We start from the raw sequence: 26,404 nt of genomic DNA on the forward strand, positions 1-26,404 counted from the left end.
TCGTTTCCGCTCGACTTGCATGTGTTAGGCCTGCCGCCAGCGTTCAATCTGAGCCATGATCAAACTCTTCAATTTAAGATTTTGTTCGGCTCAATGAATACTGAACATTACATAAAGTAATGTTTGAATTGACTGTGCTGAATCTTTCGATTCAATGGTCACTTCGTATCATTGAAACCTAAATTGTTTCCGAAGAAACTATTTGGATTATCATCAACGAGTGCCCACACAGATTGATAGGTCTATATTGTTAAAGAGCTTGCTTCGTAAGCTTTGCTATCGAAGCGGAGGCGTATTCTAAGGAATTAACTTTCAGTGTCAAACACTTTTTTAAATTAATTTTTAGAAGTTTTCTTTCGCCTTTTTGCCAACCGCTTTTGCGTTTCCGCTTTGCCCTGACAACGGAGGCGCATTATAGGGAGATGATTTTTCTTAGCAACCCCTTTTCAGAAAAAAATTCAAAAAAAAGCGTCGAATGATTAAATCTCACTCAAACGCTTATTTTTAGCACTCAGTTGTTAACTTCAAGTAGCAAATAGGCAATCAATATGTGTCTATCCAAGACTCTTCAAAGCTGGTGATATCAAGATCCAGTGATTGCGCCGCTTCGATTTGCTCGATAGCCTCCAATTCTTTATTTACACTGCTCATCGTCAGTGTGTTGTTGTCTAACTCAAACACTTGGCGTTGCGTGGTGTAATAGAACTTAAGCGTATTGAGCGCTTTTACATTGTCATTGCTCGCGGCTGCTTTAATGCTTTTTAGTTTACGAAAGATTTTGTTGTGCAGTTGCTTGAGTTTCCAAACGTACAGCACTTCTTCCATGTATGGTCGAGTTTTAATGTGATTCAATAAAGAGAGGGAAGTTGCAACTGCGAGAACGACACCAATCAAATTCCAATGGAAATTGCCCGTTGATTGTTCTGGTACGACTTCAGTGTTGCCAAACAAAACAATCAACAAGGTACTAAAGGCAAGAGAGGAGATGGCGAGCAACGCAACAAAACCGCCAATCACAAGGTTTACTTTCTTTTTATAAATGTCTTTATTTATCTGTTTGATTTCCATATACCGCTCCTAACAGGTTACCTCTATTTTAACCAGCGCACTCCGCACGACAATCGAAGCTTTGTAAGTAAGTTCACATTTGCTATTAAACTCGCATCCCTTCCCTGCTTGGGTATATACTTCCGCGCATTCACTCTTCCTATATAGAGGCTAAATTCATGCGCTCTTTTGTTTTACGAGCTCGCGCGGCGCCAACCACCAGCAAAGCACTGTTAGAAGGTGTTGGTAATGAAGCGCATACAGAGATTCTTGCTCATACCATGATGAACACTATGTTCGTTGCTCAATCACACCGTGAAGATGTGGTTGTTCACTTGGTTTTGGAAAGCACAAAAGACTTCTCACGCACCATTACTATTCGCTCCAACGACATCACCAACATTGGCGGCTTCCATGAGTCAACCTTGATTGCAGCAGTGGCTCGCGCTTTGGATGCTTCGGTTGGTATGGGTAAAGAGCAGCTTCGTGAAGTTGAACCCGGTATTACGGTTCGTACAGTGAGCTTTGAACGCTTGGTGCAAGAACTGGCGGAAGACCACCAACTTTATATGTTGGACAAGAAAGGCGAATTTGTTCGTGACGCAGAAATTGGTGAAAATCCATGTTTCTTACTAACCGATCACATTCCGATGCCGAAGAAGTCGTTCAACAGCTTAAAGCGCCTTGGCACAGAGAAGATCAGCTTAGGTCCTAAGATGCTTTTCGCTTCTCAGTGTGTAGTATTGATCCACAATGAGTTGGACATACGCGAATTCTAGTTATTCGCGCACACGTTGCTAGATAATGAAAGAGGACTCTATTGAGTCCTCTTTTTGTTTCTATAGTAATGCTAAGTTTACTTACCACCAATGCTCAAACGAGCAAAACGAACGTCTGGCGAGAAGAAAGTTCGGCTATCGTTAATTAGCTGAGTATCACCTACTGCCTCAACTTCTTGCAGCATATTGTAGAAGTTACCCGCTACCGTGATCCCACGAACTGGTTGAATGCGCTTACCATCACGGCACAAGAAACCACTCGCGCCAAATGAGAAATCACCACTCACTGCATCCGCACCAGAATGGACACCTTGAAGTTCGACTAACTCTAGGTACTCACCCGCTTTTACTTCTGACGCACTGCTGTTACCCGTCGCAATCACTTTGTGATTCGCTGATACGTCTAGGCTCGATTTTGCACCGCGAGCGGCACTTGCTGTCGAGACTGCGCCCAAGTAACTTGCGGTCTGGCTGTTATGTAGCAAGGTTTTCAACTCACCATTAGCAATCATGACATTATCTTGAGTAGCGAAGCCTTCACTATCAAAACTCGCGATTGCCATACCATTTGGCATGTAAGCCGTATCAGTAAAGGTAATTAAATCACTCGCAACACGTTGACCAAGCTTGTCACCCAGTGGCGTAATGCCTTTCATCGCGCTTACGCCAGAGAAAGCACTGCCGAAAGCACCGAATAAACTTGCTAGCGCATTGATGTGGAAAATAGCAGGGTAGTTACCTGTCGCAACCGGAGCGCCTTCCAGAAGATCACGAGCAAGGTTGTAGCCACCTTCTATACAGTAAGCTGGATTCAACTCATCAAAACGGCGACCCAGTGACATTCTACCCGCCATTGACTGTTTGCCGTCTTTTTCAAACAAGGTATACGCGTAACAAGTGAACGAGCGCTCGAAGTGTTGACACAATGTGCCTTGAGTATTGGCAATGATCAGTTGTGTTTCGCCATCGCTGTAACCATTGTAAGGTGCGCTAGAAGCGTGAGGCAGAGCCACTACGCCTTGCTCAAGTGCGAGAGACAGTTCAATTTTTTCATCAACCGAAGTTGTGTCTTCTTGAGCAATCTCAGCCACGTCAGTCGTGATTTGGCTGTTCACACAACTAATGGTCTGATGTTCATCTTGCTTGGAAAAACGAGCGCTTTGCAGTGCATTAGTCAGCATCAAATCTAAGCTTGGTTGTTCTAACGACTCAGAATAGCTCGTTGCAACACGCGCATCTTTCACAACACGAACACCCAGCACTTGGCTTGAACTTACTTTGTACTCATCCAGCTTTCCTTGGTTCGCTTTCAGAGAAAAGCTGCTGTTGCGGTTTACAATGACGTCCGCTTCTGCACCTTGGCGTTTTGCTTCTGATAGGACGTAATCAACCGCATTGAGAAGTTGTTGTTCTTGGCTCATTAGTTACCGCCTCCTACCAGAATGTTATCGACTTTCAGCGTTGGCTGACCGACTGTTGTTGGCACTGAACCACTTACGGAACCACACATGCCCGGCGCAAGCGCCATGTCTTTGCCGACCATGCTGATTTCTTTTAACACTTTTGGACCCGTGCTGATCAGCGTTGCTGTTTTCAGAGGCTTGGTGATTTTGCCATTTTCAATGAGATAAGCTTCACGAACAGCAAAGTTAAACTCACCCGTACCCGGTTGAACCGAGCCGCCGCCCATCTTCTTCGCATAGATACCACGTTCAATGCCTGCAAGCATGTCATTAAGTGAATGCTCGCCCTCTTCGATAAAGGTGTTACGCATGCGCGAGGTTGGTGCGAACTTGTAGTTTTGACGACGACCAGAACCCGTAGGCTCATAACCTGTCTTCATGCCACCCATTTTATCGACCATGAAGCTGGTTAGCTTACCGTCTTTGATCAGTTGAGTGCGCTGAGTCTTCATACCTTCATCATCAATGTGAATCGAGCCCCATTCGTTGGTCATGGTGCCATCATCGACTGCATTCACTGCGGTGTGAGCAACCATTTCGCCCATCTTGTCGTGGAAGACTGATGCTTTCTTCGCAACGGAAGTGGTTTCTAGCAAGTGACCACATGCTTCATGGAAGATAACGCCGCCAAAGCCGTTACCAATCACCACCGGCATTTCACCCGATGGACAAGCATCCGCGCCAAGTTTTACTAACGCTTGCTGCGCGATAGTTTGACCTAGCTCTTTGGCATCAAGCTGTTCACTGAATTCCCAACCAGCAAGAGCGCCAGGACCTTCCATACCAGAAGACTGCTCATTACCTTTTTGAGCGACAGTATTACCAGCAACTCGTATGTAGTGACGGGTATCGTCAACGTGTAGACCTTCTGAGTTGAAGATAGACACTTGCTGTTCACGCTGAAGCACACTGCCAATGAACTGGCTGATATGTTCACTCTCTGCGCGTGCGGCTTGGTCAACTTGCAACAGGAAAGCAATTTTAGAATCTAGGTTAGCGTCTTTGCCAAGTGGCATACGACAACCATGTTGAATTGGGTAGCGGTTCAGATTGAGAGAACCTGCTGACGCGATTTGCTCACGCTTGTCTTTTGCTGCAAGCAGTGAGGTTACGCGTTTAAGTTCGGCTTCATCGGTGCTGTTGGTGTAACCGTAAAGCACTTTATGACCGAAGAAGAGACGAATACCGATACCAAAATCGATACCCGAGTTAACCTTGTCCACCTCACCAGATGCGATCTGGACAGTGTTGGTTTGGTGATGTTCAACGAATAGTTCAGCGAAATCAGCCCCCAAAAAGAGTGCATGATCGATCACTGACTTCGCTGTTACAGAATTAAGCATGAAGTCTCCTTGCTCGATGATCGTCTTAGCCTTCCTAATTAACTGTGAAAAAGTTCAACAAAGTTAAATTGGCAACACGTTAAATTTTAACAGTTTTTTAACCTTGTTTTGTGCTAATCCTTGCTTAACGAGACCACGATTATTTATTAAATATTCCAGGTTCTGCTCATTCACCAGAGCGTTGCACTAGTAAATTCCACACAGCAAACCATTTAGGTGCTTACTTTATCACTCACCTCGCATAATTGAATACTCATTATAATTACGCTCAAAAAACGTATCCCTTCCGCAATGGTCCTGCTATCATCCGAACGAAATAGTCGGGGGGCCACACGACAAGTGTTGGCTGAGATCGAAATTCGAGACCCGTTGAACCTGATTCAGTTAGCACTGACGTAGGGAACTATGCACACTTTGCCTTTCGTCGCCCCTCTTAGGTAAGCGATAGCGATCGAAAAATCGATCTATCTGCAACGGTCAAAGTCAGTTCCTATACGTCTTGTAGTAGGAGCGACCATGACGCAGCAATCACAACCTCATTCACATCAAACGCCAGCCTTGCCTACCCCTATCGTATTGACCATCGCGGGTTCAGACAGTGGTGGCGGTGCAGGTATTCAAGCCGACATCAAAGCGATGTCCGCAACCGGCAGTTTTGCTTGCTCGGTAATCACGGCGATTACTTCGCAGAATACCCAAGGCGTTTCTGCGATTTTCCCCATTCCTCTCGACCATGTAGAGAGCCAACTTGATGCAGTATTTACCGACCTCAACATCGTTGCAGTCAAAGTGGGCATGCTGGCCGATTCCAACATCCTCAAAGTCGTTGCAGACAAAATTAAACAATACCAGCCAAAACACTTCGTGATTGACCCTGTGATGGTGGCCACCAGCGGCGATCTATTACTGGAACAGTCGGCAATCAGCACTTTAAAAGAAGAATTGATTCCGCTCGCAGACATCATTACCCCTAACCTACCCGAAGGCGCAGCATTGACGGGTAAGCCAATGCCTCAATCAGAATCTGAAATGAACGATATGATTACCGACCTTCGTGCGCTTGGCGCCAAAGCTATTCTGCTCAAAGGCGGTCACCTTGAAGAAAATGAAAACAGCAACGATCTGCTTATCATGCAAGACAGTGCCGAGTTAATTAGCGCCAAGCGATTTCCAACCAAAAACACTCATGGCACAGGCTGTACACTTTCTTCCGCCATTGCGTCTTATCTTGGCCAAGGCAACAACCTACACAAAGCGGTGCACCTGGGTAAGCAGTACATCAGCCAAGCTATCGCACACGCTGATGAATTGGATGTAGGTAAAGGCCATGGCCCTGTGAACCACTTTTTTGCGGGTCATACTTATGTTCGCTAACGCGATTGGCATTCAGCTTTCCGATGCTAGTCTGCGATACAAAGACAGCCAAACACCAACGCTAGCAGGGTTGAGTATGACTATTCCTGCTAATCAATGGACAGTGTTACTTGGTCGCAGTGGCTGTGGAAAAACGACGATCCTTCGTTATCTAGCGGGTTTGTTAGACGACAAAGTCGAATGGCATGGCGAACTCATCACAACCGATGGCGCTGCACTGCATGACCGTATCGCTTACATGGCTCAACAGGATTTATTGCTACCGTGGTTGAATGTGTTAGACAACGTCTGCCTCAGTTCTCGATTTTCTCAAGAGCAAGCACCAGAGCAAAATAGACAACGTGCACTGGCTTTACTAAACCAAGTAAAACTCGCCGATTACGCGGATGCTAAGCCAGCTCAGCTCTCTGGCGGCATGAGACAACGTGTTGCCCTTGCTCGCACTCTGATGCAAGACAAGCCTCTGGTTTTGATGGATGAGCCTTTCTCTGCGTTGGACGCGGTTACTCGCCATAAGTTGCAGACCTTGTCTGCCGAATTACTGAAAGATAAGACCGTTGTTCTTATTACCCACGACCCACAAGAAGCAGTGCGATTAGCTCACCAACTCTATGTACTGCAAGGTACGCCTGCACAAGCTCAGCACTTGGTCGTTCCAGACTCCAAGCCGCCACGAGTTCTCGATGGAGAGTGCGCCGCGCTTCAACAAGCGATTTTGGATCAATTGGAGAAAGACTATGAGTGATATGACTCAGTACAACTCCGTTTCGGCAAGCATTAGTAAAAAAGAACGCGTGACCCATCCGGCTCTGCGCTTGGTCATTAGCACAGCGGTGATCTTGGGATTGTGGCAGTTGGTTGTGGTGGTATTCGACATGCCAAGCTTCATCTTACCTTCACCAATTGAAGTGCTGGATAGATTGGTCACTCGTTACGATGTCCTGCTCAAACATACTTGGGTTACCGCGCAAGAGATTTTACTTGGCTTGGCACTTGGATTATCGATGGGTTTGCTGTTCGCATTGCAAATGCTGATGTTCGAACCGCTGAAGCGTTGGTTACTGCCAATTCTGATTGCTAGCCAAGCGATCCCTGTGTTCGCTATCGCGCCAGTACTGATGCTTTGGCTGGGTTACGGCATTGCATCGAAAGTAGTCATGGCGGCGATCATCATCTTTTTCCCCGTCACGACATGTTGCTACGACGGTTTGCGCAATACACCAACAGGTTACCTCGACCTTGCCAAGACCATGGGCGCCTCTAAATGGCAGTTACTTCGTCATATTCAATTGCCAGCCGCGCTACCAACGTTAGCTTCAGGTATTCGTGTTGCCGTCGTTATTGCGCCAATTGGAGCAGTGGTCGGTGAGTGGGTAGGTTCAAGTGAAGGCTTGGGTTATCTGATGCTCCAAGCCAACGCTCGCATGATCATTGATGAGATGTTTGCGGCGCTGTTTATCCTCGCCATGCTGTCTATCTCACTCTACTTCATCACCGATAAATTATTGAAAAAAGCCATCCCTTGGGAAAGCAAATAATTGCAAAAAATAACCAAAGGAAATTGGGAAAGAAAAGGAAGAACCCCGTGAATAAAAACAAACTTATGAGCGCTGCTGCTCTACTCGCTTCAGTGGTATCAACCAACGTGCTTGCCGCTGAAAAAGAGATGACACTGATGTTGGATTGGTTCGTCAATCCAAACCATGGTCCTATCGTGATTGCCAAAGAGCGTGGTTACTTCAAAGAGCAAGGTTTGAAGGTCAACATTCAAGAGCCGGCAGATCCAAGTACACCACCTAAGTTGGTCGCGGCGGGTAAAGTCGACATGGCGATTTCTTACCAACCAAGCCTGACCATCGATGTCGCGGCTGGTTTGCCACTAATCCGCTCTGCGACTCTGATTGCTACGCCACTCAACACGCTGATGGTGTTGGACAACGGTAAGAATGAAAACCTTGGCGACTTAAAAGGCAAGAAGATCGGTATTGCGATCGCAGGCAACGAAGAAGCGACAATCGGCACCATGCTAGCGCAAGAGAACGTGAAGTTTTCTGACGTACAAATCATCAACGTAGGTTGGGCGCTGTCTTCGTCTCTTGCATCTGGCAAAGTGGATGCGATTTGGGGCGGTCTACGTAACTTCGAAACCAACCAACTGGCACTAGAAGGTTATAAAGCTAAAGCCTTCTTCCCTGAAGAACACGGAGTACCAGCGTATGACGAGTTAGTCTTCGTAGCCAATGCAAAAACCTACGACAAACAAGCCATCAAGGCATTCAACAAAGCACTAGAGCAAGCGACCACTTACATCGTTAACCATCCAAAAGAGTCGTGGAAAGAGTTTGTGGCTTATTCACCAGACACACTCAACAACGAGCTTAACCAACGCGCTTGGAATGACACTCTAACTCGTTTCGCTCTTCGTCCATCTGCAGTAGATCTGAAACGCTACGATGATTATGCCGAATTCATGTATTCACAAAAAATCATCGAAACACTGCCAAAAGCGAAAGATTACGTACCGAACTTTGACTAATGCTACTGACCTTAGGATCTAAGCCTAGGGTCTTTTGATAACGAGATACCCATAATGAAATACCAAGATTTGATCGACGCTTGCCGCCAAGATTGGCAAGAATACACTGAGCATGCTTTCGTACAGCAATTGGCAAAAGGCATTCTGACTCAGCCTTGTTTTCTGCATTACCTAAAGCAGGATTTTCTTTTCCTAAAGCAGTACGCACGAGCTTACGCATTAGCGATCTACAAAGCGCGTACTTTGGATGACATGCGCCGCGCTCTCCCAAGCGTACATGCATTGCTCGATTCTGAAATCGCCCACCACGTGACTTACTGTGAGCAATGGGGACTGACAGAATCCGACTTAGAAAATGAGCCAGAAGACTTCGGCACGGTAGCTTATACCCGTTACGTATTAGATGCTGGCATGACCGGCGATCTTGTTGATCTATACGCGGCACTGGCGCCATGCTCTATCGGTTATGCAGTTATCGGTAAGATGCTGATTGAAGATGAGAACACGGTAATCGAAGGCAACCCATACGCAAGTTGGATCAACCTCTACGGTGGTGAAGAGTTCCAATCTGGTGTCGCAAAAGGTACAGAACACTTTAACCAGCTGCTAGCAGAAATCGACATCAACAGCCAACGCGGTCAAAACCTGATTCAGGTATTCAAAACTGCAACGCGTATGGAAGTAGCATTCTGGCAACAAGGTCTGAATGCTCAGCAAGATTAATCGGAGAGTCTCATGTTAATTGAACAAATCACCCAAGCATTAACCGCAGTGCGCCAGCAAAAACCATTAGTCGTCAACATAACTAACTACGTGGTGATGAACAACACGGCAAACGCCCTATTGGCTATTGGTGCTTCTCCAATCATGGCACACTCCAAGCAAGAAATGGCAGAGATGATGTCGTTCGCTGGCGCACTGGTTATCAACATCGGTACCCTAGATAGCGTTTGGACACCGCGCATGAGCTATGCCGTAGAGCAAGCCAATGCCAATGGTAAAATCGTTGTACTCGACCCTGTCGGTTGCGGAGCAAGCTCACTACGTACAGAGACATCACGTGAGATCGCACGCCTTGTAGACAAGTTGATCATTCGTGGTAACGCTTCAGAAATCATTGCTCTTGCCGGCGAGCAAGCACAAAGCAAAGGCGTCGATGCGTTAGACAGCAGCGACGCAGCACTTGGCGCAGCCAACTTCTTAGTCTCAGAGTATGGTGCGAGCGTGGTAATTTCTGGCGAGACTGATTACATCGTCACGAAGGAACAAACCGTGCAACTGAACAATGGTCACGAGATGATGCCATACGTAACCGGAATGGGTTGTACGCTAACGGCACTGACGGGTGCTTTTGCTGCTGTTGGTGATAACACCGGACTTGCTGCAGCAGCGGTACTAGGCGTTGTTGGCGAGATTGCAGCGGAACAAGCTCGCGGCCCAGGTAGCCTGCAAATGAACCTGTTGGATGAGCTTTACCAGCTAGATGAAGAGACACTGGCAAAGCGCCTAAAACTGCAAGTGAGCTAAGCTTTTCTCTCTTTTAACACTAGCCTCTCAATCCTCTTTCAATGAGAGGCTTAAAGGAAACCCAATGAACGCCTATCGTTTATATTTGGTCACCGATGACCAACAAGATTTAGCCACACTAAAGCGTGTTGTGAGAAAAGCCGTGGAAGGTGGCGTGACTATGGTACAAGTCCGCGAAAAACACGGTGATGTGCGTGCGTTTATCGAACGTGCTCAAGCCGTCAAGACGATTCTTGAAGGCACTGGCGTCCCGTTAGTCATCAATGATCGTGTTGATGTTGCCCTTGCCGTCGATGCCGATGGTGTTCACCTCGGGCAGTCAGACATGCCAGCAGAGATCGCTCGTCAATTGATTGGCCCAAACAAGATTCTCGGCTTATCGATTGAGACTGAAGAGCAGCTGGCAGAAGTAAACTCTCTGCCGATTGATTACATCGGTTTGAGCGCTATCTTCGCGACGCCGACCAAAACCAACACAAAAAAACATTGGGGTATTGATGGTTTGAAAATGGCGTTAGAGACGACTTCACTGCCGATTGTTGCCATTGGCGGCATTAACGAAAGTAACATTCCACAGCTTAGCGCCACTGGTGTTCACGGCTTAGCTTTGGTTTCAGCGATTTGCCACGCAGAAGATCCAAAAGCCGCATCGGAATATTTATTAGGGTTGGTGAGCTAACCTTGCTCACGCCTGAACAAAGCGCTTATGGATGAGCGCGTTTGCCTTTCAGTACTTTCAACAACCTCTCCTTTCACAACGAAGAGCTGCAATATCACTTTCACGCTCGAATTGACAGAGCGTTGATAAGTTTTTCACGCCAGATAACGTAAGATAAGCCCCTTATTTTAACGTGGTTGAATAACCCTCAATAAAAACAAAACGCTCTCAATGAAAACCAAAAAATATGGATTGATGATGCTCGCCTTGTTTGTTCTTGGCATCATCCCAATGTCGCTGTTTGGCTCTTATCACAATCTCACTTCACAGGTGCCTGAAAGTCTGGGTATTACTTTTACTTTGCTCACAGATTCTGCTGGTAGCAAAGGTTTTTTAATTACGTTAACACTGCTACTGCTTTCTTTATTTCGCTTTAAACCAAGTCGCATTGAGTGGATACAAAAACTCTCAATGTTAGGGTTGTTACTGGTGATTGGCTTTGCCAGCAAAACGGGGCTAAAACTGATGACAGAAAGCCCGCGTCCCTACGCCGAACTGCTTGCTGCAGAGCAATTGATTGAGCACCCAGAAGCGTTTTATCAGTTGGATACAAAGCAGCAAGCCAACGTAATTAACCAGATTTCTGAACACGTCAGTGATTGGCGAACGCGCCATTGGCAAGGCGAGAAAGACTATTCTTTCCCATCCGGCCATACGATTTTCGTTTCGATTTGTTTGGCTTTCTTTGGTGGTTTGTTCTTACAGAACAAGTGCTATATCTCTGCACTGTCATTGTGGATGTGGGGAATGAGCGTCGCATATAGCCGCTTATGGCTGGGCATGCATCGCCCTGAAGATTTAATAGGCTCGGTCTTGTTTGTCGCGATTGTATTTACTTTACTCCCGACATTTCAGATTAAGAAACAGATGCCGTTTGTTTCTCTCGCTTCGCGCTAATGTGAACGATGACTAGATAAAAAGAAGCCAGCGATTCGCTGGCTTCTTGCTTTAAAACGCTACTTTTTTCTAACCATTTCTTGGTGGTTCAAACGCTGTTAGTTCTAATTCTGGGCCAGTGTATTTTTCAATACGAACCAGTGCCGAGTTCGCCGCACAGCCGTTTGCAAGTCGAGAGGTCGGAATATCCAACGTTAACACGTTACAACCGCCGTTCTTACAAATGCCGGTTTTCGGATCCAGATCCGGCCAGCCGCCTTCATGAATACACACTGAACCTTGCTTGATTCGGTCAGTCACTTCTGCACCAACCAATACTTGGCCACGGTTGTTAAACGCACGAACTAGATCGCCCGTTTTAATACCACGCGCTTTCGCATCTTCAGGGTGGATCCAAATAGGTTCACGGTTTGCAATTGCGTACTCTTCGCGAATCTTCGCGTAGTTAAACTGACTGTGTAGACGATGCGCTGCGTGCGCGGTCATTAACTGCAACTCGCCATCTTTTGCATTGCCGGTGTACTCGGTTGGTGCCATCCACGTAGGGTGTGGAGGACAGTCTTCCAACTGGTAACCTTCAATGGTTTTCGAGAAGATTTCAATCTTACCACTTGGCGTACCTAGCGGGTTCATGATCGGGTCTTCACGGAAATCTGCGTAACGAACAAACTGTGCGTTCTTCTCGTTCCACTTCATCTCGATCAGTTGGTTATCTTCCCAGAACTTGCTGAAGTTCGGCATTGCTACGCGAGAGCCACGGCCACCTTGTTGCGCCGCCTTGTAGAAGCCGTACAGCCATTCCATTTCGGTTTTGCCTTCGGTGTATACGTCACGGCCACCCGGAGCTAGCATCTCTGCCATGTCCGCGAATACATCGAAGTCATTACGCGCTTCACCTTGCGGCTCAACCACTTGCTTCATTGGCACCAAGTGTTGGTTACTGTAGTCACCCGTCATCGTTAAGTCGTTACGCTCGAACGATGTGGTGATTGGCAGAACAATGTCCGCGTGCTTCGCAGCCGCCGTCCAGTAAGGCTCTGAAATCACGATCAGCTCAGGCTTTTGCCACGCTTTGATCAGACGGTTGGTGTCTTGGTGGTGAGTAAAGTTCGCACCACCTGCCCACCAAATCATCTTGATGTCCGGGAACGTCAGTTCATGACCGTTATGATGGTAGGATTGACCTGGGTTTTCCAACGCCTCGACAATACGCGCCACAGGGAAGCTTTGCACCGCGCCAGACACCGCCCAGTCGTTCCCCGCAGAAGAGCCGCCACCCAGCGATGCCGAAATCGCAGGAAGTACGCCAGCATCACGAGCAGGGTTACCACCGTTTGAGTAGTGGTAAGAGAAACCAAAACCACCGCCCGGTAAACCGATCTGGCCCAACATCGTTGCCAGTGTAACCAGCATCCAGTGACGCTGCTCACCGTATTGTTGGCGCTGCATGCCCCAACCCGCCATCAGCATGGTGCGGTTTTTACTGAAGATGTCAGCCAGTAGCTCAAGTTGCTTTGCAGGTACGCCACAGATTTGTGATGCCCATTCTGCTGATTTTTCTACGCCGTCTTCTTCGCCCATCAGGTACGCTTCAAACTTGTCGTAACCTGCGGTGTATTTATCGAGGAAGGCTTTATCGTGCTTACCTTGTTTCACTAAGGTGTGTGCGATACCCATCATCATTGCCACGTCGGTCATTGGGTGAGGAGCAATCCACTCCGCATTCTCACCAAAGAACTCGATGGTTTCAGAACGAATAGGGTCAATAGCGATAACCGTCTTGCCTGATTTTTTCAACTGATGGAAGAACTCAAGACCAGCACAGTCTGTTGAGCTCCACGCGATTTTTAGAGTGTTGATCGGGTTTAAGCCCCAAAGCACAACCACATCGCTGTGCTCTAGTACCACTGGGTACGTGGTTTGCTGCTCGTACACTTCGATAGAGCCCACAACGTGCGGCATGATGACCTGCGCAGCACCCGTTGAGTAGTCACCCAAGTGGCCTGAATAGCCACCCGCCATGCTCATGTAACGTTGCAGCAAGGTTTGTGCTTTGTGCAGCACGCCACTTGAACGCCAGCCGTAAGAGCCTGCAAACACAGAAGCCGGGCCATATTCTTTGCGAATTCGCATGTGCTGCTCGTGGATCAGCTTGTAAGCCTCATCCCAAGACACACGCACAAACTCATCACTACCGCGCACACCTTCTGGCGACGATGGGTTTGCCAAGTAGCCTTTACGTACCATTGGGTACTTCACACGCGCCTTGGTATGCACTTGGTCAGGCCCAGTAGTTTGTAGACTATTTGGTACAGTTTGTGGAAGAGCATTAGTAGTCGAAACCAACTTACCATCTTTCACTTCACATAACATTGGGCCCATGCGGCCCGCCGTTAGAATGCCTTTGCCGCGAGCATTAGAAGACGCAACAGACATAGGTGCAAATGAAGTGAATGCCATTGCACCAGCCGCCATACCAGTGCCTTTTAGAAATCCGCGACGGGTCATATTAGTCATAATCTTATCCTTCTATTTATCGTTAGTGACCAACCACATCTTTCGCGTGGTGCTGGAAGAACTTGGTTAGAATTTCTAGGTTCTCGGCTGAAATATCAGTTCGATCACCCATACTTTTCGCTACCGGTCCCCATGCATTCACTGTGAAGTGATTTGAAGGAATTTTCGCGTGACAAGTTGCACAGTAAACGTTGTCCAACTCTTCTGCGTATGACCATACGGGTTCAAGCGTGTCAACAACTGGAGAATCAATAGCGCCAGTTAGAGAAACCGCGCGCCATTCGTTGCCGTAAACATCTGCCTCAAATTCACCAGTTTCAAGCGCTTGTTGGCCTTGCTCTGTTAGCGTTGCAACGATGGCACGTTGACCTTCTCCCATGTAAAGCACTTGCTCTGCGCCTTTCATTTGGAATGCGTTCAACTTAACAGTGCGGTTGTCGCCTTCAGAGCTGATTACTTCCAACTTCGTCGTTGGGTTAATTTTACCCATCTCACCCATTGCGATTTCAGTCACAGGGTAAACGACTTTGGCACCAGGTGATGTTTTTGTGGTGAAGCTCATCAACGTTTCAAATGCCTTGCTGTCTAGCTCTGCTTCTGGTGCAAAGTGCGCCACACCTTTATGACAATCGATACACGTTTGATCGTTTGCTTTCGCGTAAGCGTGCATCTTCGCCGCATCACGTGATTGCTCAAACTCTTCCATTGCATCGAAATCATGACACGAACGACACGTCGCTGAATCATTTTCACGGAACTGAGCCCATACCGTTTCAGCCATATCTTTACGATGTGCTTCATATTTCTCTGGCGTGTCGATCTTACCTGTCACAAATTCATGGTAGATGTCTTTCGACGCGCGAATTTTGGTGATCAGGTAATCCATTGGTTCTTGAGGAATATGACAGTCAGAACATTCCGCGCGAATGCCTTTCGCATTACTGAAGTGCACTGAGCCTTGGTACTCTTTGTAAGGGGTTTCCATAGAGTGGCACGAGAGACAAAATTCAGTATCTGAGGTGTAATGCATTACTGCCGCACTCCCCCCCAAAGTTAACCAGCCCACACCAATGCCGGCAGCAACCAGCAGTGCAACATATCGTTTTTTTATTGACATAATTAGCAACACTTCCAAATAAAATGTAATTATAGGTCGCAAATTACTACTTTATGGGTAGTCCTCTCTTGATCCACATCATTTCCGTGTTGCTCTGTATGCCTCAAGTATGAAATTTTGTTATTTGCATCTCAAAGATGAATATATGGCAATAATCCATTACCCAGCCAACTATTCACCACATAAATCACTTTTATGAATGCAACTATTTGATTAAACAGATAAGAGGATGAGAGACTGAATCTCCACATTGATGCAGTAAGGACACGCATGTCAGTTTACATCGAGACGCACAGAAGCCAATTAAGACCCATCAAAGCCAGTGACTGGGAACTCTTTCAACGATTACTCTCCGAACAAGAGGTTATTGCGCTCTGTTTCGATCGTCCCAGCGAAACAGAAATAAGAGAAAAATTTGCTTCGCGATTATTACCATGGACCCCAAATTGCCAGCATTGGCTTTGCCTTGTAATACTCGATAAGCAATCTGAACAACCCATCGGCATCACTGGCTTTGCTATTGAAAACGGTAAGGCAGAGGTAGGTTACTTACTTTTGCCGGAATTTCATGGCCAACAGTTTGGAACAGAAACTCTTCAAGCGCTTCTATACTGGGCAACCTCGACACATAACATCAACCACTTTTCCGCGACGGTCACTGAAGGCAATATTGCGTCAGAGCGTGTCCTGATAAAATGTGGTTTCGAACTCATTGAGGTCATTCCAGACGCATACCAAATTGGTGGCAAACCCTACGCCGATAAAATCTACTCACTACATAAATAAGGACGTATTTTGAATAAAGTAGTCATCATTACCGGCGCAAGCCGAGGTATTGGAGCCGCAGCGGCGAAAAAGCTGGCCGAGCAAGGCTATCGCGTTTGCGTTAATTACCGCACTCAGCAAGAGGCCGCCGACCAAGTTGTGGCAGAAATACAAGCAAACGGTGGCAAAGCGATTGCCATAGCCGCAAACGTAGCCGATGAGAAGCAAGTGCTCTCCTTGTTTGATGAAACAGAACGTGAATTTGGTGCAGTGACGCACTTGGTCAACAACGTTGGCATCCTATTTACTCAATCGCCTTTGTCAGAAATTAGCTTGGAACGCTTTCAGAAAGTAATGAACACCAATGTGAATAGCTGTTTTCTCTGCTGTCGAGAAGCGGCGAGGCGATTCAGTGCAGGCGGTGCAATTGTGAATGTCTCCTCTGGAGCGTCGCGCTCAGGAGCGCCATTTGAGTATGTCGATTACGCCACATCAAAAGGCGCGATGGATACCTTAACTAAAGGGCTCTCGCTAGAGTTGGCAGAGCGCAATATTCGCGTCAATGGCGTTCGACCTGGTTTCATTTACACTGATATGCATGCCGACGGCGGAGAACCAAACCGAGTAGATAGACTCAGCCCTCAAATTCCTCTTAAACGCGGTGGCACGGTAGAAGAAGTAGCAAATGCGATCGCTTGGCTATTAAGTGACGAAGCCTCTTATGTCACGGGATCATTTATCGATATTGCAGGGGGCAGATAGAATGCAAGTCCATATTCGACAAGCGATTCCCGATGATTTAGACGAAATTTTTCAGCTTAATTTTCAAATTAATTCACTGCATTTTGCGAATGCGCCAGAAGCCTTTGTTGCGCCTTCAGAAGCTGACCGCGAATTTCTTGCACAAGCACTAGAGAACAAAGAGCGACTCTTTTTGATTGCCGAACGCGAACAGCAAATTCTCGGCTTCTTAACCGCGATGATCACCCAAAACGACACCGTCAGTTTTCTGATCAAAGACCCAATTTGTCGCGTGGGAACAATTGTTGTCGATGAAGCGCAAAAGCAGCAAGGAATCGGCCGCCAACTGCTCCTAGCCTGTGAGCAATGGGCGCGCGACGCCAATGCCACACAAATTCGATTGGAAGTGATGGAATTCAATCAGCCAGCACAGCGCTTTTACGATAATCAAGGTTTTAAAACTAACTCACGCATTATGCTGAAACATTTGTAACGATAACGACAATTAAGCGCTTTTCACGACTAAACCCACCTAAATCGTATTTATCGATGCAATTTACCCCCTAATTTTAGAAAAAGACGATATGATGTGCGGATAAGGAGATTCGAACATGATTTATCTTTTCGATTGGGGGAACACCTTGATGGTAGATTTCCCTCACGCACAAGGAAAAATGTGCGATTGGGAACACGTAGAAGCAGTTCCTCAAGCCAGAGAAACACTGGCAATACTTTCCCAAAATCATCCCATCTACATTGCGACCAGTGCATCTGATTCCAACATGGAAGAGGTTCAGCGTGCATTTGTTCGCGTCGACTTAGACCAATACTTAAATGGCTATTTTTGTTTTGCCAACCTCGGCATCGCTAAAAACCAACCTGAGTTTTATCTCGCCATCGCAAAACAGTTAGGGGTTAACGTGAGTGGAATAACCATGGTTGGCGATTTACCTCACAAAGATATTTACCCTGCGATGAAAGCGGGCGTAAACACAATTTGGTTTAACCCAACGGGCGCTGATGCACCAGCCGAAGCCATTCCTAACCAAATTCGTTGTTTATCTGAGCTTATCCCCTAACCGTTACTAACCTGCACTAATCAAGGAAGATGAATGCAAATCAGATCCATCAAGGTGAGCGATATCGCGCGCTTCACCGCGCTGTGGAATCGAGTGTACTCCGAAGGGGAATTTTTGATTTCTCCTGCACCCGATAACGCAACGCTTCGCAGAATCCTGCAACGTGTGGAAAACGAGTCCATCCCTCAGTTTGTCGCGTTTGACCGCCAAAAACTTATCGGTAGTGTTGAAATCTACCCAGCTGAGATGTGCGGTTACGAAAGAGGGCAACGCCTTCGCGTCGGTATTCTTGGTATTCACATCGACAAAAACTACCGAGGCAAAGGATTGGGGCGGAAACTGTTGGCAGTCGCGATCGCACGTGGTTGGGAATTTGGTTACGACCAAATCGCACTCTACGTATACACAACCAACACACCAGCGATTGCTTTGTATGAACGGTTTGGATTTGAACATCAGGGGGAACTTGGGGAAGTGACCTTGCCAAATGGTAAAGTCTTGATGAGTCAAAAAATGGTATTGTATAAAGCGCAAAGCCGTTCGAAAAACCCCGATTTGTAGACTCACGATAACCGTTGTTCGCAACACTTATTCGGGATTAACACCCTTGCGTCACATACCCTCGAACAATTGAATCGTTAGAGGCTTGATTCACGTAGTAGAAATAGCATGCTTCTTCTGCCAGTGTGTAACCTTGCGGCCAAATGTACACCACGCGATCAACACCCGATTTATCTAAGAACTGATAATCAGGAAGAGCGACAAAATGAGCACTGTTTGGGTGCTGCTGACCGATGATGCAAAAATCACTGCCTTTGCACGGCACGTCAATTTTCGAATAACCTCTGGCTGGTAGATCGATTTCTAACAAAGCTCGAATACTATCGGCACTCGCTTCTGGCATGCCTTTGCGTGTTTTGACATGTCGGTCAATGTAGTGAACGTGCTCTTGGCCGTAAGCGTTATCAATCACTGATTGAGCATGAAAGAATTTGAGAGCTGTACCCAAAGAAGACTGAGAACTGTGCAGCATCGCAGCGTATGCTTGGCGATGAATCTCGAGTAGTACTGGTAAAGCAGCTAATGCGATGAAAGCCAAAGTGGTAAGCACTATGGTGATTTCCATCAGCGTAAATCCCTTTGATTTCACGTTTCTTATCTCAACTAGCCCAAGACAATAGCCCCACATCCATGTGAGACCGAGCCAATATATCGCCAATTTCTTACGATTAAAGGCTTAAGGGGTAAGAAGAGACAAACACCACTCAAACTTGAGAACAGCAGCCAAAGAGCAGTGTAACAAAACGACGCTATGTATCAGATATTAGACGGTTTTTACTCTCTAGTTACTGAGTAAAGGCACATTATTTCGCACCAGACCACGACGAACATTCGTGCACATTTTGCCAAAACGACGAATCTCATCGAACTGCGGAACAATGCCGCGCTCCATGGCTGACTCCCAATAAGTGACTTCTGAATCGACCATTTCCAACAATTTCTTCGGACAGCCAATGCACTGCCCTTCTGGTCCACATACAAACGTTTCTGGTTCATAAATTGGTAGTTCCGCTTTTACTTGCTCGATGATGCTACGCATGGCGGTCATTCGATCTGGCTTTACCTTCATCATTCTGCTCCACGGATTAAGATGAAGCAGATTGTACCCACTGATACGCAAATGTCCCTACCCAATTTAGGTATATTCTGTTTGAATCGATTTCTTTATCGTCAGATCCGGCTTTTTAACCACCAAATACACCGCCGTAGCTGCCAGTACGAAACCAGAAATCCCCATCCAATCAAATGACTCTCCAAACGCGAGCCAAGCCTGAATCGCCGTCGTTGGCGGCACCAGGTAGAATACAGAAGCTACGCTCGATGCAGCACCGTTCTTAACCATGTACAGCAGCAGTAGAATAGCTACACAAGAGAGCACGACGACCAACCACAACACAGTCAAAATAAACTCCAGTTCCCACTGCACTTGCATGGTTTCAAACTGCATCGCAACGGGCAGAAACATGACGAGCGCGGCCAAATATTGCACCGTCGCACCACCCACCATATCCACTTGTTGGCAATGTTTTTTCTGATAAAGCGTCCCTAGCGTGATACCAACCAAAGCCAACAAACACAAACCAATGGCCAACACTTTATGCTGCTCGGATTGCCACTCCATTTTGCCCATCAACACCATAGCGATACCGACAAAACCAAGAGCCAAACCCAACCATTGCGAGGGTTTAAATTCCTCACGAACAAACGCCACCAGCAAAGCCGCGGTTAAAATCGGTTGAATACCCACCAGCAACGAACTCAACCCAGCAGGCATACCCAAGGCGATAGCGAAATAAGTACCGCCCAGATAGAAACCGTGGATCAATGCACCAACCACACAGCTGTGCCAAAAATCTTTTCCTGTCGGCAACCTTCTACGCAATACCGCCACAAGAACCAAAAACAATAAGACATTGAATGCCATACGGATAGAAAGTAGTGTCGCTGGCTCGGCATATTGCAAACCAAAACGCGCACCAACGAATCCAGAAGCCCAAAGGATGACAAATACAAAAGGGATGGCTCGGATTAACATGATCGCCTCACTCACGCTTGTTTTATGTTTTGAGATACTGCTAATGTAATTAGGTACAGTGTTTTCAAAAAGTGACAGATGGAAGTGTTTTTATGGGTACAGATTTATTGGGAAGCGGTGAAGGGAATAAGTACCTCGTGGTGGAAAAACACCTCAAACAAGCCATTAATGATGGCGTTTATCAGGCGGATGATCGACTGCCCTCCATTCGCTCGTTGAGCCAAGAATTAAGCGTCAGCAAAAACACCGTGATTCGTGCGTATCAAGAGTTGGAAGCGCAAAACTTGGTGTACTCGGTTCCCAAATCGGGTTATCGAGTTAAAATCGCCTTGCCGACCTCTCGCTCAATTCCGGATCCGACTCGTGTGGATTTGCTCTCGATCTGCAAAGAAATCCTTACTTATCCTGAATACCAAGAGCGTTTGCCTACCGGTTCTGCCCACCCAAACATTGACTCCCCCGCGATCAAAAGCTTGTACGCCGAGATCGGCCGCCACAGCCGCCAGCAAACGCATGTACCGAGCCATTACCAATTACCACCCGGTGATCACCTCTTAATCAAACAACTGGCGAAAATCACACAAGATTTGGGCACGCCAGCCAAGTTGGATGAGATCATGGTGACGCACGGCGCGCAACAAGCCATTAGCCTAGCGCTGCGCGCAACGACACAAAAAGGCGATATCGTCGCGGTGGAGTCCCCTTGCTATTTTGGCAACTTATTGATGCTAGAATCACTCGGCCTCAAAGTGGTGGAAATTCCGAGTTGCCCACGCGACGGTATGTGCCCCGAAGCCTTAGCAAAAGCAATGGCGACATGGGACATAAAAGCGATCATCGTAACGCCAAACTTCACCAATCCAACTGGTGCCATGATGCCGCTAGAAAAGCGCCAGCGATTGCTCTTGGCATCTGGCAATATTCCTATTATCGAAGACGATGTGTTTGGCGGGTTAAGCTATGACAAGCCGTTACCAAGCTTGAGATTGCTCGATGACAAGCAACGCGTAATTTACGTGAATTCGTTATCCAAAACGCTCGATTCGCGTTTGAGAATTGGTTGGATGTTGGCGGGGCGATATCGAGATCAGATTGAGCAATATCTACTGTGTGAGAACATGGGCAGTTTGAACCTGATGCAATCCGCCGTGGCAACGTTTCTAACGTCAGGCAAGTATCGAACGCATACTGCGCGAATGGGTCGGGTGTATCAAAACAACATGCGCCGATTTATCCAGATGCTTCATCAATACTTAGATGAGCACGAATCTCTAAAAAATCGATACCAGATCAACGCCGTGCAAGGTTCGTTCTTGCTTTGGTTGCGACTGCCCGAAGACACGGACAGCTATGCGTTGTATCAAGCATGCAATAAGCACAGAATCAGCCTACTTCCCGGCACCGTATTTGGCACTCAAGGGCAATATCGGCATTGCGTACGCCTCAGCGTGGCAAACTTTGGTCATGAAACCGATTGGAGTCACGCGATGCAAACACTGGCAAAATTGATAGCAAAGCATGTCTGTTAACTCGCTCTTAATAAATGAACTTATGCCCACACACGCAAACAGGTAACAACAAAAAACTCCACGCAAAGGTGGAGTTTTCTCGTATCGTTATCGCCCTCAGTGCGACTTAATTTGCCACATTCTCGCGACGTTTTCGGCTAAATTAGCAACGTTGACGTCGGCCTCTTTCATGGCCTCAGGTAAGCTCATCGCCCTTGGTACACAAGCAAACACCGCATCAATGCCGCACTCATAAACCGCCTGATAGTTGTCGCCCACACAGCCTGCTAATGCAATGACTGGTAAATTACACTGCTTGGCGACCTGAGCAACGCCCATCGGCGTTTTGCCATGTGCGGTTTGATGATCGATTCGACCCTCGCCTGTAAATACGATATCCGCATCCGCAACATGCTGAGCAAGTTTGGCCGTTTCAAGCACAATCTCAATTCCCGGTTGCAAACGTGCTGGCGTGTACCCGAGCAAGGCCGCGCCCATACCACCAGCAGCACCCGCCCCTTCACGAGTCAGTACATGCTTACCCGTCGCTTGTTCCGTCAACTCGCCAAACTTGCGCAATGCGTTATCGAGCAGAGTAACGTCTGATACGGTCGCTCCCTTTTGCGGGCCAAAGATAGCCGACGCGCCTTTGTCACCACAGAGTGGGTTATCAACATCGCACGCTACCAACACTTCGCAAGTTGCTAAACGAGGGTCAAGACCAGAAATATCGATGGACGCAAGCGCCGCTAACCCGCCTCCATTTGGGGTAATTGCATGACCAGATTCATCAAGAAACGCCACCCCCAACGCGGTCAACATGCCCACGCCACCATCATTGGTAGCGCTGCCGCCCAAACCAATGATTAAACGTTGAATGCCTCTGTCTAGCGCGTGTTTGATCAGCTGTCCAGTACCAATGCTACTGGTCAGTTTTGGGTCGCGAGCGTCACTCGGCACAAGGTGCAACCCACTGGCCTCCGCCATTTCAATAACCGCGGTTTCGCCGTCGCCGAGGATGCCATAAAACGCTTCAACATCATTCCCTAATGGCGCGGTCACCGTTGTGAAGACTTGTTCGCCTTGAGTTGCATCTATCAAAGATTGAACCGTGCCTTCGCCACCGTCTGCGACCGGAACCGTAACAAACTCAGCATCATGCCATACGCGAACAAGACCCGTTTTGATCGCCTCGCTCACTTGTTTGGCGGTTAAGCTTTCTTTAAATGAATCAGGTGCAATTACCACTTTCATACGTATTTCCAGAGACTTATAAGAGAACGAGGCTCAAAATGTACACCAATGCCATTGCCGTGACACCTTGAACGAGCGTAGCAATGGTTTGCGCGCGGTACGCTAAGCCCACCGACATGCGGCTAAACTGCGAAACTACCCAGAAGAAACTGTCGTTTGCATGAGAAACCGTCATCGCACCAGCACCGATCGCCATCACCGTTAATACGCGGCCCATTTCTGAATCGAGCCCCAATTGCGTAAGCATAGGCGCAACCAAAGCCGATGTGGTCACCAATGCAACCGTTGATGAACCTTGCGCCGACTTTAGCGCAGCCGCAACGATAAATGGCATGAAAATACCCACGCCCAGCGCCGATAGCGTCGTACCTAAGTATTCACCTAGCGGCGTTGCTTTTAACACCGCGCCAAAAGCACCACCCGCACCGGTAATCAAAAGAATAGGCGCAGCAGCCGTAATACCTTGGCTGATTCGCTCGCCAAATTCTTCAATCTTGTTGTCTGACTTGAGTAGGCGAACAGAAAGGAATAGGCCAATCACCAATGCCGTTAGTGGCTGTCCTAAGAAAGTCAGAACATCAAACACAAAACCTTCGCCCAGCGGTAGGCTTGGGAATTTCGCGATAGAGCCAAAACAGATCAATAAGATAGGAACAAAAATAGGAGCGAATGCTTGGCTCGCCGTTGGCAATTTGCCGTAAGACGCTTTGAGTGCTTGCCAGTCTTGCTGAATTTCTTCTGCGGCTTCAATGCCATCTGGTTCAACATGTTGGAATCGGTTCGCCCACAACATCCCCGCTAACGCCGCAACCGCTGCAACAAACACACCCACACCAATCACTAAACCAAGGTTAGATTCCAGGCCTAAGTTACCCGCAGCGGCAATCGGACCAGGAGTTGGCGGCACAAACGTGTGCGTTGCGTATAGGCCAGTTGCCAACGCCACACTCATCGCAACGCTTGAGGTTTTTAAACGCTTCGCGAGTGATTCTTTGAGCGAGTTCAGAATGACAAAGCCTGAATCACAAAATACTGGAACAGAAACGATGTAACCGATGATACTCATGGTCAATGTAGGGAAACGCTCACCCAACACTTTGATGACCGTATCGGCCATGGTGATCGCCGCACCACTTTTTTCCAAAATAACACCAATGATGGTACCTAAAACGATAACCAAACCAATGTAACCAAGGATGCCGCCAAAGCCAGAAGCAATGGTTTTGGCAATGCTATCTGCCGGTAAGCCGTAAGCAAATGCCGCAAGGAACGCCGCGATGATCAGCGCTAAAAAGGGATGTAATTTGAATTTGGTGGTCGTGAGCACAATAAATGCGATCACCCCAAGCAGGATTAATATAAGGTTCATGATAACTCCATTTATTCTTATTTTGCTGAGCGAGTCCGTGTTGGCTCACTCAACATGTAGGGACGCATGAATTATTAATCGTTTGCTTTCGAATTCCTTTAGGCGGAGTGACAAATGATGTGGTCAAAAAATAACGCGTATTGTGCAAATGCACAATGTCACGCCATTTTTGAGAGCCGAGTCGCAATATAAAGCTCCGCTAACCCCACAAAATTGGTGGTTGGTAGCCCCGTTATCTCGGTGATTTTTTCTAACCGATAACGCAGAGTGTTCCGGTGAATAAACAGCATTTTAGAGCATTCCGTCACATTGCCATTGCATTCAAACAACGCATCTAGGGTTTTCAATAATTGCCCGGATTTGTCTTTCTCTTTCAACCGTTTCACGCCATCAATAATTTGTTCACCTTGCCAAATATCCGCCAACGGCGCTAACAAAACAGGCAAACGAAGTTCATCGAACAGGTACTTACGTTTCTCTGGGTAGAACTGCTTGCCAATGGCTAATACCTGCTTCGCGCTTTGGTATGACAACGCGACATCTTTAGGCTCATTAAACAGCTGTCCTAGCGCAATGTGAAACGTATGCGAATCGTGATCGCTTAAACGCGACATCAACTTATCAATGCGTTCACTTTCGATTTGGCTATCCCACTGCTTGGCGGAATGACACGGTTTCAGCACCACAATTTCATTCACTGAGACAATCGCAACTAGGTTGTTACGCTCTGGGTATTCAAGCAGCTCAACAATATTGCGCACACTCTTCATGCTTTTCGAGGCGGACGGCGTCGAGACTTCAATCACCGTTGCCACCCGTGATTGAGTAACATCGATAGAAAGACGCATCGCCCAATCTTTCAGCTCTTCATCGGTCAATTTGCCATTGATCCAAGCCAGAATAAACTCTTCACGATGACGTCTGTCCCACTGAAATTTTTCCACCAGCGCAGCTTGCTCGATTGTCAGTTCAGCGGTCATTTTAACCAGTTTTGCAAAATCTCGGATTTTCTCCGGCTCGCCTGTGACGCCAACAATACCGACCACGTCGCCATGTAATTTCAACAACATATTGATACCGGGTTTGACACCCTGCAACGTCAAACATTGCTGCTCATTAAGCTCTAGCGAATCGCCATGATTCAGCGCCAGTACCGCGCCATCATGCACTTGCCCAACACGTTTAGGGTCGCCACTGCCAATGATGATGCCTGCCGAGTTCATCACATTCACATTGTGACCAATGATGGACATGGTTCGATCAACAATTTGTTGTGCTAAAGCGTGGTCGAGAATCACCATTTCGAGTTTCCAAATTGACCGTTTAATCACTCAATAAATCACAAATGGCAAACTATCGCGATGCTGCGGTTCTAAATAACGGAAGCAGCTCAAAGCATTATCCAATTAACCATATTTAAAAAGTGGATTAAACCTTCATTTTTAGCAGAGGGTTATATACTTAGAACAAAGGTTAGCAATGCATTCTTCACTGTGCATTGATGCCACTCGTCTACCTACAGAGGAGAGATCAACATGGAGTTACGGAATAAATCGGGGGAAGTTGCAAATATTGCTGATAACCTCACTTTGAAGGAAATCACAGAAATGGGCTACACCGTAGATTTATGCGATGAAGCATTTGCTCCTGGAGAGCATTGGAAAGCGGAAGGTAAAACGCAAGGTATGGGCGAGTATCCAGAGGAGTAAACGTCCTGACGAACCGGCGTACAAAAGCGTTCCACAAACAGAAAAACCGAGCGACTTAACGCTCG

General features: G+C 47.2%; 27 protein-coding genes, 1 rRNA gene and 1 riboswitch. Of the genes, 16 read left to right on the forward strand and 12 right to left on the reverse strand.

The window, feature by feature from the left end; genetic code table 11:
* Both R7E47_RS00005 and R7E47_RS00010 read right to left on the reverse strand, forming a co-directional pair.
* A 16S ribosomal RNA gene (locus R7E47_RS00005) occupies positions 1-75 on the reverse strand; the annotation flags it as partial.
* A gap of 468 nt (positions 76-543) precedes the next feature.
* A complete protein-coding gene (locus R7E47_RS00010) occupies positions 544-1,068 on the reverse strand; it encodes a DUF3087 domain-containing protein (RefSeq protein ID WP_065275603.1) in 525 nt (174 codons plus the stop codon).
* A gap of 158 nt (positions 1,069-1,226) precedes the next feature.
* Between R7E47_RS00010 and trmY the strand changes: the two genes are divergently transcribed.
* Entirely contained in the window at positions 1,227-1,826 is a 600-nt protein-coding gene (trmY, locus tag R7E47_RS00015) for a tRNA (pseudouridine(54)-N(1))-methyltransferase TrmY (protein WP_017634347.1), read from the forward strand.
* A gap of 77 nt (positions 1,827-1,903) precedes the next feature.
* On the opposite strand, the gene R7E47_RS00020 is transcribed toward trmY, so the two are convergent.
* Both R7E47_RS00020 and R7E47_RS00025 read right to left on the reverse strand, forming a co-directional pair.
* Entirely contained in the window at positions 1,904-3,247 is a 1,344-nt protein-coding gene (locus tag R7E47_RS00020) for a TldD/PmbA family protein (RefSeq protein WP_065275602.1), read from the reverse strand.
* A complete protein-coding gene (locus R7E47_RS00025; RefSeq protein WP_104976329.1) occupies positions 3,247-4,632 on the reverse strand; it encodes a TldD/PmbA family protein in 1,386 nt (461 codons plus the stop codon). Before R7E47_RS00025 ends, R7E47_RS00020 begins: the two co-directional genes overlap by 1 nt.
* A gap of 311 nt (positions 4,633-4,943) precedes the next feature.
* Positions 4,944-5,051: riboswitch (TPP riboswitch) on the forward strand.
* A 97-nt stretch (positions 5,052-5,148) separates the two neighbouring features.
* Between R7E47_RS00025 and thiD the strand changes: the two genes are divergently transcribed.
* The 8 genes from thiD to R7E47_RS00065 all read left to right on the forward strand — a co-directional run bounded on the left by thiD (position 5,149) and on the right by R7E47_RS00065 (position 11,684).
* Positions 5,149-6,006: a bifunctional hydroxymethylpyrimidine kinase/phosphomethylpyrimidine kinase gene (gene thiD / locus R7E47_RS00030; protein ID WP_318083472.1), complete on the forward strand. Its 858-nt coding sequence runs from the start codon at positions 5,149-5,151 to the stop codon at positions 6,004-6,006.
* The gene (locus tag R7E47_RS00035) at positions 5,996-6,751 is read left to right on the forward strand and encodes an ABC transporter ATP-binding protein (RefSeq protein WP_318083473.1); all 756 of its coding nucleotides are present in this window, start codon (positions 5,996-5,998) and stop codon (positions 6,749-6,751) included. The genes thiD and R7E47_RS00035 overlap by 11 nt, the downstream gene beginning before the upstream one ends.
* Positions 6,744-7,544 (forward strand): ABC transporter permease, encoded by an 801-nt coding sequence (locus tag R7E47_RS00040; RefSeq protein ID WP_318083474.1) that lies wholly within the window; start codon positions 6,744-6,746, stop codon positions 7,542-7,544. Before R7E47_RS00035 ends, R7E47_RS00040 begins: the two co-directional genes overlap by 8 nt.
* 47 nt (positions 7,545-7,591) lie before the next feature.
* Positions 7,592-8,542, forward strand: coding sequence for an ABC transporter substrate-binding protein (locus R7E47_RS00045; protein WP_104976332.1), 951 nt, complete (start codon positions 7,592-7,594; stop codon positions 8,540-8,542).
* A 54-nt stretch (positions 8,543-8,596) separates the two neighbouring features.
* A complete protein-coding gene (gene tenA / locus R7E47_RS00050; RefSeq protein WP_318083477.1) occupies positions 8,597-9,265 on the forward strand; it encodes a thiaminase II in 669 nt (222 codons plus the stop codon).
* A gap of 12 nt (positions 9,266-9,277) precedes the next feature.
* Positions 9,278-10,069, forward strand: coding sequence for a hydroxyethylthiazole kinase (thiM, locus tag R7E47_RS00055; protein WP_104976334.1), 792 nt, complete (start codon positions 9,278-9,280; stop codon positions 10,067-10,069).
* A gap of 64 nt (positions 10,070-10,133) precedes the next feature.
* Entirely contained in the window at positions 10,134-10,748 is a 615-nt protein-coding gene (gene thiE / locus R7E47_RS00060; RefSeq protein WP_025768775.1) for a thiamine phosphate synthase, read from the forward strand.
* Positions 10,749-10,958: 210 nt separating this feature from the next.
* Positions 10,959-11,684 carry a phosphatase PAP2 family protein gene (locus tag R7E47_RS00065; RefSeq protein ID WP_025768774.1) on the forward strand — a complete coding sequence of 242 codons (726 nt, stop codon included), beginning with the start codon at positions 10,959-10,961 and terminating at the stop codon, positions 11,682-11,684.
* A 69-nt stretch (positions 11,685-11,753) separates the two neighbouring features.
* Here R7E47_RS00065 and R7E47_RS00070 read toward each other — a convergent pair whose 3' ends face one another.
* Both R7E47_RS00070 and R7E47_RS00075 read right to left on the reverse strand, forming a co-directional pair.
* Positions 11,754-14,201, reverse strand: coding sequence for a trimethylamine-N-oxide reductase 2 (locus tag R7E47_RS00070; protein ID WP_205461197.1), 2,448 nt, complete (start codon positions 14,199-14,201; stop codon positions 11,754-11,756).
* A 22-nt stretch (positions 14,202-14,223) separates the two neighbouring features.
* The gene (locus R7E47_RS00075; protein WP_017634357.1) at positions 14,224-15,318 is read right to left on the reverse strand and encodes a NapC/NirT family cytochrome c; all 1,095 of its coding nucleotides are present in this window, start codon (positions 15,316-15,318) and stop codon (positions 14,224-14,226) included.
* Positions 15,319-15,588: 270 nt separating this feature from the next.
* On the opposite strand from R7E47_RS00075, the gene R7E47_RS00080 reads away from it, so the two are divergent.
* From R7E47_RS00080 to R7E47_RS00100, 5 genes are all read left to right on the forward strand, one after another.
* On the forward strand, positions 15,589-16,104 hold the full coding sequence (locus R7E47_RS00080; protein ID WP_005374306.1) for a GNAT family N-acetyltransferase: 516 nt from the start codon (positions 15,589-15,591) through the stop codon (positions 16,102-16,104).
* 9 nt (positions 16,105-16,113) lie between these two features.
* Positions 16,114-16,845, forward strand: a complete 732-nt coding sequence (locus R7E47_RS00085) for a glucose 1-dehydrogenase (protein ID WP_104976337.1) — start codon at positions 16,114-16,116, stop codon at positions 16,843-16,845.
* A 1-nt stretch (position 16,846) separates the two neighbouring features.
* Complete coding sequence (locus R7E47_RS00090; RefSeq protein ID WP_025768770.1) at positions 16,847-17,317, forward strand: GNAT family N-acetyltransferase; 471 nt, start codon at positions 16,847-16,849, stop codon at positions 17,315-17,317.
* 118 nt (positions 17,318-17,435) lie between these two features.
* Positions 17,436-17,903: an HAD family hydrolase gene (locus R7E47_RS00095; RefSeq protein ID WP_005374312.1), complete on the forward strand. Its 468-nt coding sequence runs from the start codon at positions 17,436-17,438 to the stop codon at positions 17,901-17,903.
* A 33-nt stretch (positions 17,904-17,936) separates the two neighbouring features.
* Positions 17,937-18,464 carry a GNAT family N-acetyltransferase gene (locus R7E47_RS00100; RefSeq protein ID WP_025768768.1) on the forward strand — a complete coding sequence of 176 codons (528 nt, stop codon included), beginning with the start codon at positions 17,937-17,939 and terminating at the stop codon, positions 18,462-18,464.
* Positions 18,465-18,501: 37 nt separating this feature from the next.
* Here R7E47_RS00100 and R7E47_RS00105 read toward each other — a convergent pair whose 3' ends face one another.
* The 3 genes from R7E47_RS00105 to R7E47_RS00115 all read right to left on the reverse strand — a co-directional run bounded on the left by R7E47_RS00105 (position 18,502) and on the right by R7E47_RS00115 (position 20,499).
* The gene (locus R7E47_RS00105; protein WP_318221163.1) at positions 18,502-19,092 is read right to left on the reverse strand and encodes a type II secretion system protein; all 591 of its coding nucleotides are present in this window, start codon (positions 19,090-19,092) and stop codon (positions 18,502-18,504) included.
* 153 nt (positions 19,093-19,245) lie between these two features.
* Positions 19,246-19,533, reverse strand: a complete 288-nt coding sequence (locus tag R7E47_RS00110; RefSeq protein ID WP_005374318.1) for a hypothetical protein — start codon at positions 19,531-19,533, stop codon at positions 19,246-19,248.
* 66 nt (positions 19,534-19,599) lie between these two features.
* Positions 19,600-20,499, reverse strand: a complete 900-nt coding sequence (locus tag R7E47_RS00115; RefSeq protein WP_017634359.1) for a DMT family transporter — start codon at positions 20,497-20,499, stop codon at positions 19,600-19,602.
* A gap of 92 nt (positions 20,500-20,591) precedes the next feature.
* On the opposite strand from R7E47_RS00115, the gene R7E47_RS00120 reads away from it, so the two are divergent.
* Positions 20,592-22,028 carry a PLP-dependent aminotransferase family protein gene (locus tag R7E47_RS00120; RefSeq protein WP_318083484.1) on the forward strand — a complete coding sequence of 479 codons (1,437 nt, stop codon included), beginning with the start codon at positions 20,592-20,594 and terminating at the stop codon, positions 22,026-22,028.
* A gap of 96 nt (positions 22,029-22,124) precedes the next feature.
* Here R7E47_RS00120 and R7E47_RS00125 read toward each other — a convergent pair whose 3' ends face one another.
* The 3 genes from R7E47_RS00125 to R7E47_RS00135 form a co-directional block, all read right to left on the reverse strand.
* Positions 22,125-23,261: a glycerate kinase gene (locus R7E47_RS00125; protein WP_318083486.1), complete on the reverse strand. Its 1,137-nt coding sequence runs from the start codon at positions 23,259-23,261 to the stop codon at positions 22,125-22,127.
* Positions 23,262-23,277: 16 nt separating this feature from the next.
* On the reverse strand, positions 23,278-24,630 hold the full coding sequence (locus tag R7E47_RS00130; RefSeq protein ID WP_318083488.1) for a GntP family permease: 1,353 nt from the start codon (positions 24,628-24,630) through the stop codon (positions 23,278-23,280).
* Between the two features lie 158 nt (positions 24,631-24,788).
* Positions 24,789-25,931, reverse strand: coding sequence for a sugar diacid recognition domain-containing protein (locus tag R7E47_RS00135; RefSeq protein ID WP_081107476.1), 1,143 nt, complete (start codon positions 25,929-25,931; stop codon positions 24,789-24,791).
* Positions 25,932-26,165: 234 nt separating this feature from the next.
* Here R7E47_RS00135 and R7E47_RS00140 point away from each other — a divergent pair, with 234 nt between their 5' ends.
* Positions 26,166-26,339, forward strand: coding sequence for a hypothetical protein (locus R7E47_RS00140; protein WP_005374332.1), 174 nt, complete (start codon positions 26,166-26,168; stop codon positions 26,337-26,339).
* The last annotated feature ends 65 nt before the right edge of the window (positions 26,340-26,404 follow it).

This window comes from Vibrio sp. Vb1026, assembly GCF_033338745.1.
GTDB lineage: Bacteria > Pseudomonadota > Gammaproteobacteria > Enterobacterales > Vibrionaceae > Vibrio > Vibrio alginolyticus.

Excerpts from the sequence above, each read along its gene's own strand:
- R7E47_RS00010 (WP_065275603.1), bottom strand. The coding sequence starts at position 1,068 with ATGGAAATCAAACAGATAAATAAAGACATTTATAAAAAGAAAGTAAAC.
- trmY (WP_017634347.1), top strand. The coding sequence starts at position 1,227 with ATGCGCTCTTTTGTTTTACGAGCTCGCGCGGCGCCAACCACCAGCAAA.
- R7E47_RS00020 (WP_065275602.1), bottom strand. The coding sequence starts at position 3,247 with ATGAGCCAAGAACAACAACTTCTCAATGCGGTTGATTACGTCCTATCA.
- R7E47_RS00025 (WP_104976329.1), bottom strand. The coding sequence starts at position 4,632 with ATGCTTAATTCTGTAACAGCGAAGTCAGTGATCGATCATGCACTCTTT.
- thiD (WP_318083472.1), top strand. The coding sequence starts at position 5,149 with ATGACGCAGCAATCACAACCTCATTCACATCAAACGCCAGCCTTGCCT.
- R7E47_RS00035 (WP_318083473.1), top strand. The coding sequence starts at position 5,996 with ATGTTCGCTAACGCGATTGGCATTCAGCTTTCCGATGCTAGTCTGCGA.
- R7E47_RS00040 (WP_318083474.1), top strand. The coding sequence starts at position 6,744 with ATGAGTGATATGACTCAGTACAACTCCGTTTCGGCAAGCATTAGTAAA.
- tenA (WP_318083477.1), top strand. The coding sequence starts at position 8,597 with ATGAAATACCAAGATTTGATCGACGCTTGCCGCCAAGATTGGCAAGAA.
- thiM (WP_104976334.1), top strand. The coding sequence starts at position 9,278 with ATGTTAATTGAACAAATCACCCAAGCATTAACCGCAGTGCGCCAGCAA.
- thiE (WP_025768775.1), top strand. The coding sequence starts at position 10,134 with ATGAACGCCTATCGTTTATATTTGGTCACCGATGACCAACAAGATTTA.
- R7E47_RS00065 (WP_025768774.1), top strand. The coding sequence starts at position 10,959 with ATGAAAACCAAAAAATATGGATTGATGATGCTCGCCTTGTTTGTTCTT.
- R7E47_RS00070 (WP_205461197.1), bottom strand. The coding sequence starts at position 14,201 with ATGACTAATATGACCCGTCGCGGATTTCTAAAAGGCACTGGTATGGCG.
- R7E47_RS00075 (WP_017634357.1), bottom strand. The coding sequence starts at position 15,318 with ATGTCAATAAAAAAACGATATGTTGCACTGCTGGTTGCTGCCGGCATT.
- R7E47_RS00080 (WP_005374306.1), top strand. The coding sequence starts at position 15,589 with ATGTCAGTTTACATCGAGACGCACAGAAGCCAATTAAGACCCATCAAA.
- R7E47_RS00090 (WP_025768770.1), top strand. The coding sequence starts at position 16,847 with ATGCAAGTCCATATTCGACAAGCGATTCCCGATGATTTAGACGAAATT.
- R7E47_RS00095 (WP_005374312.1), top strand. The coding sequence starts at position 17,436 with ATGATTTATCTTTTCGATTGGGGGAACACCTTGATGGTAGATTTCCCT.
- R7E47_RS00100 (WP_025768768.1), top strand. The coding sequence starts at position 17,937 with ATGCAAATCAGATCCATCAAGGTGAGCGATATCGCGCGCTTCACCGCG.
- R7E47_RS00105 (WP_318221163.1), bottom strand. The coding sequence starts at position 19,092 with ATGTGGGGCTATTGTCTTGGGCTAGTTGAGATAAGAAACGTGAAATCA.
- R7E47_RS00110 (WP_005374318.1), bottom strand. The coding sequence starts at position 19,533 with ATGAAGGTAAAGCCAGATCGAATGACCGCCATGCGTAGCATCATCGAG.
- R7E47_RS00115 (WP_017634359.1), bottom strand. The coding sequence starts at position 20,499 with ATGTTAATCCGAGCCATCCCTTTTGTATTTGTCATCCTTTGGGCTTCT.
- R7E47_RS00120 (WP_318083484.1), top strand. The coding sequence starts at position 20,592 with ATGGGTACAGATTTATTGGGAAGCGGTGAAGGGAATAAGTACCTCGTG.
- R7E47_RS00125 (WP_318083486.1), bottom strand. The coding sequence starts at position 23,261 with ATGAAAGTGGTAATTGCACCTGATTCATTTAAAGAAAGCTTAACCGCC.
- R7E47_RS00130 (WP_318083488.1), bottom strand. The coding sequence starts at position 24,630 with ATGAACCTTATATTAATCCTGCTTGGGGTGATCGCATTTATTGTGCTC.
- R7E47_RS00135 (WP_081107476.1), bottom strand. The coding sequence starts at position 25,931 with ATGGTGATTCTCGACCACGCTTTAGCACAACAAATTGTTGATCGAACC.
- R7E47_RS00140 (WP_005374332.1), top strand. The coding sequence starts at position 26,166 with ATGGAGTTACGGAATAAATCGGGGGAAGTTGCAAATATTGCTGATAAC.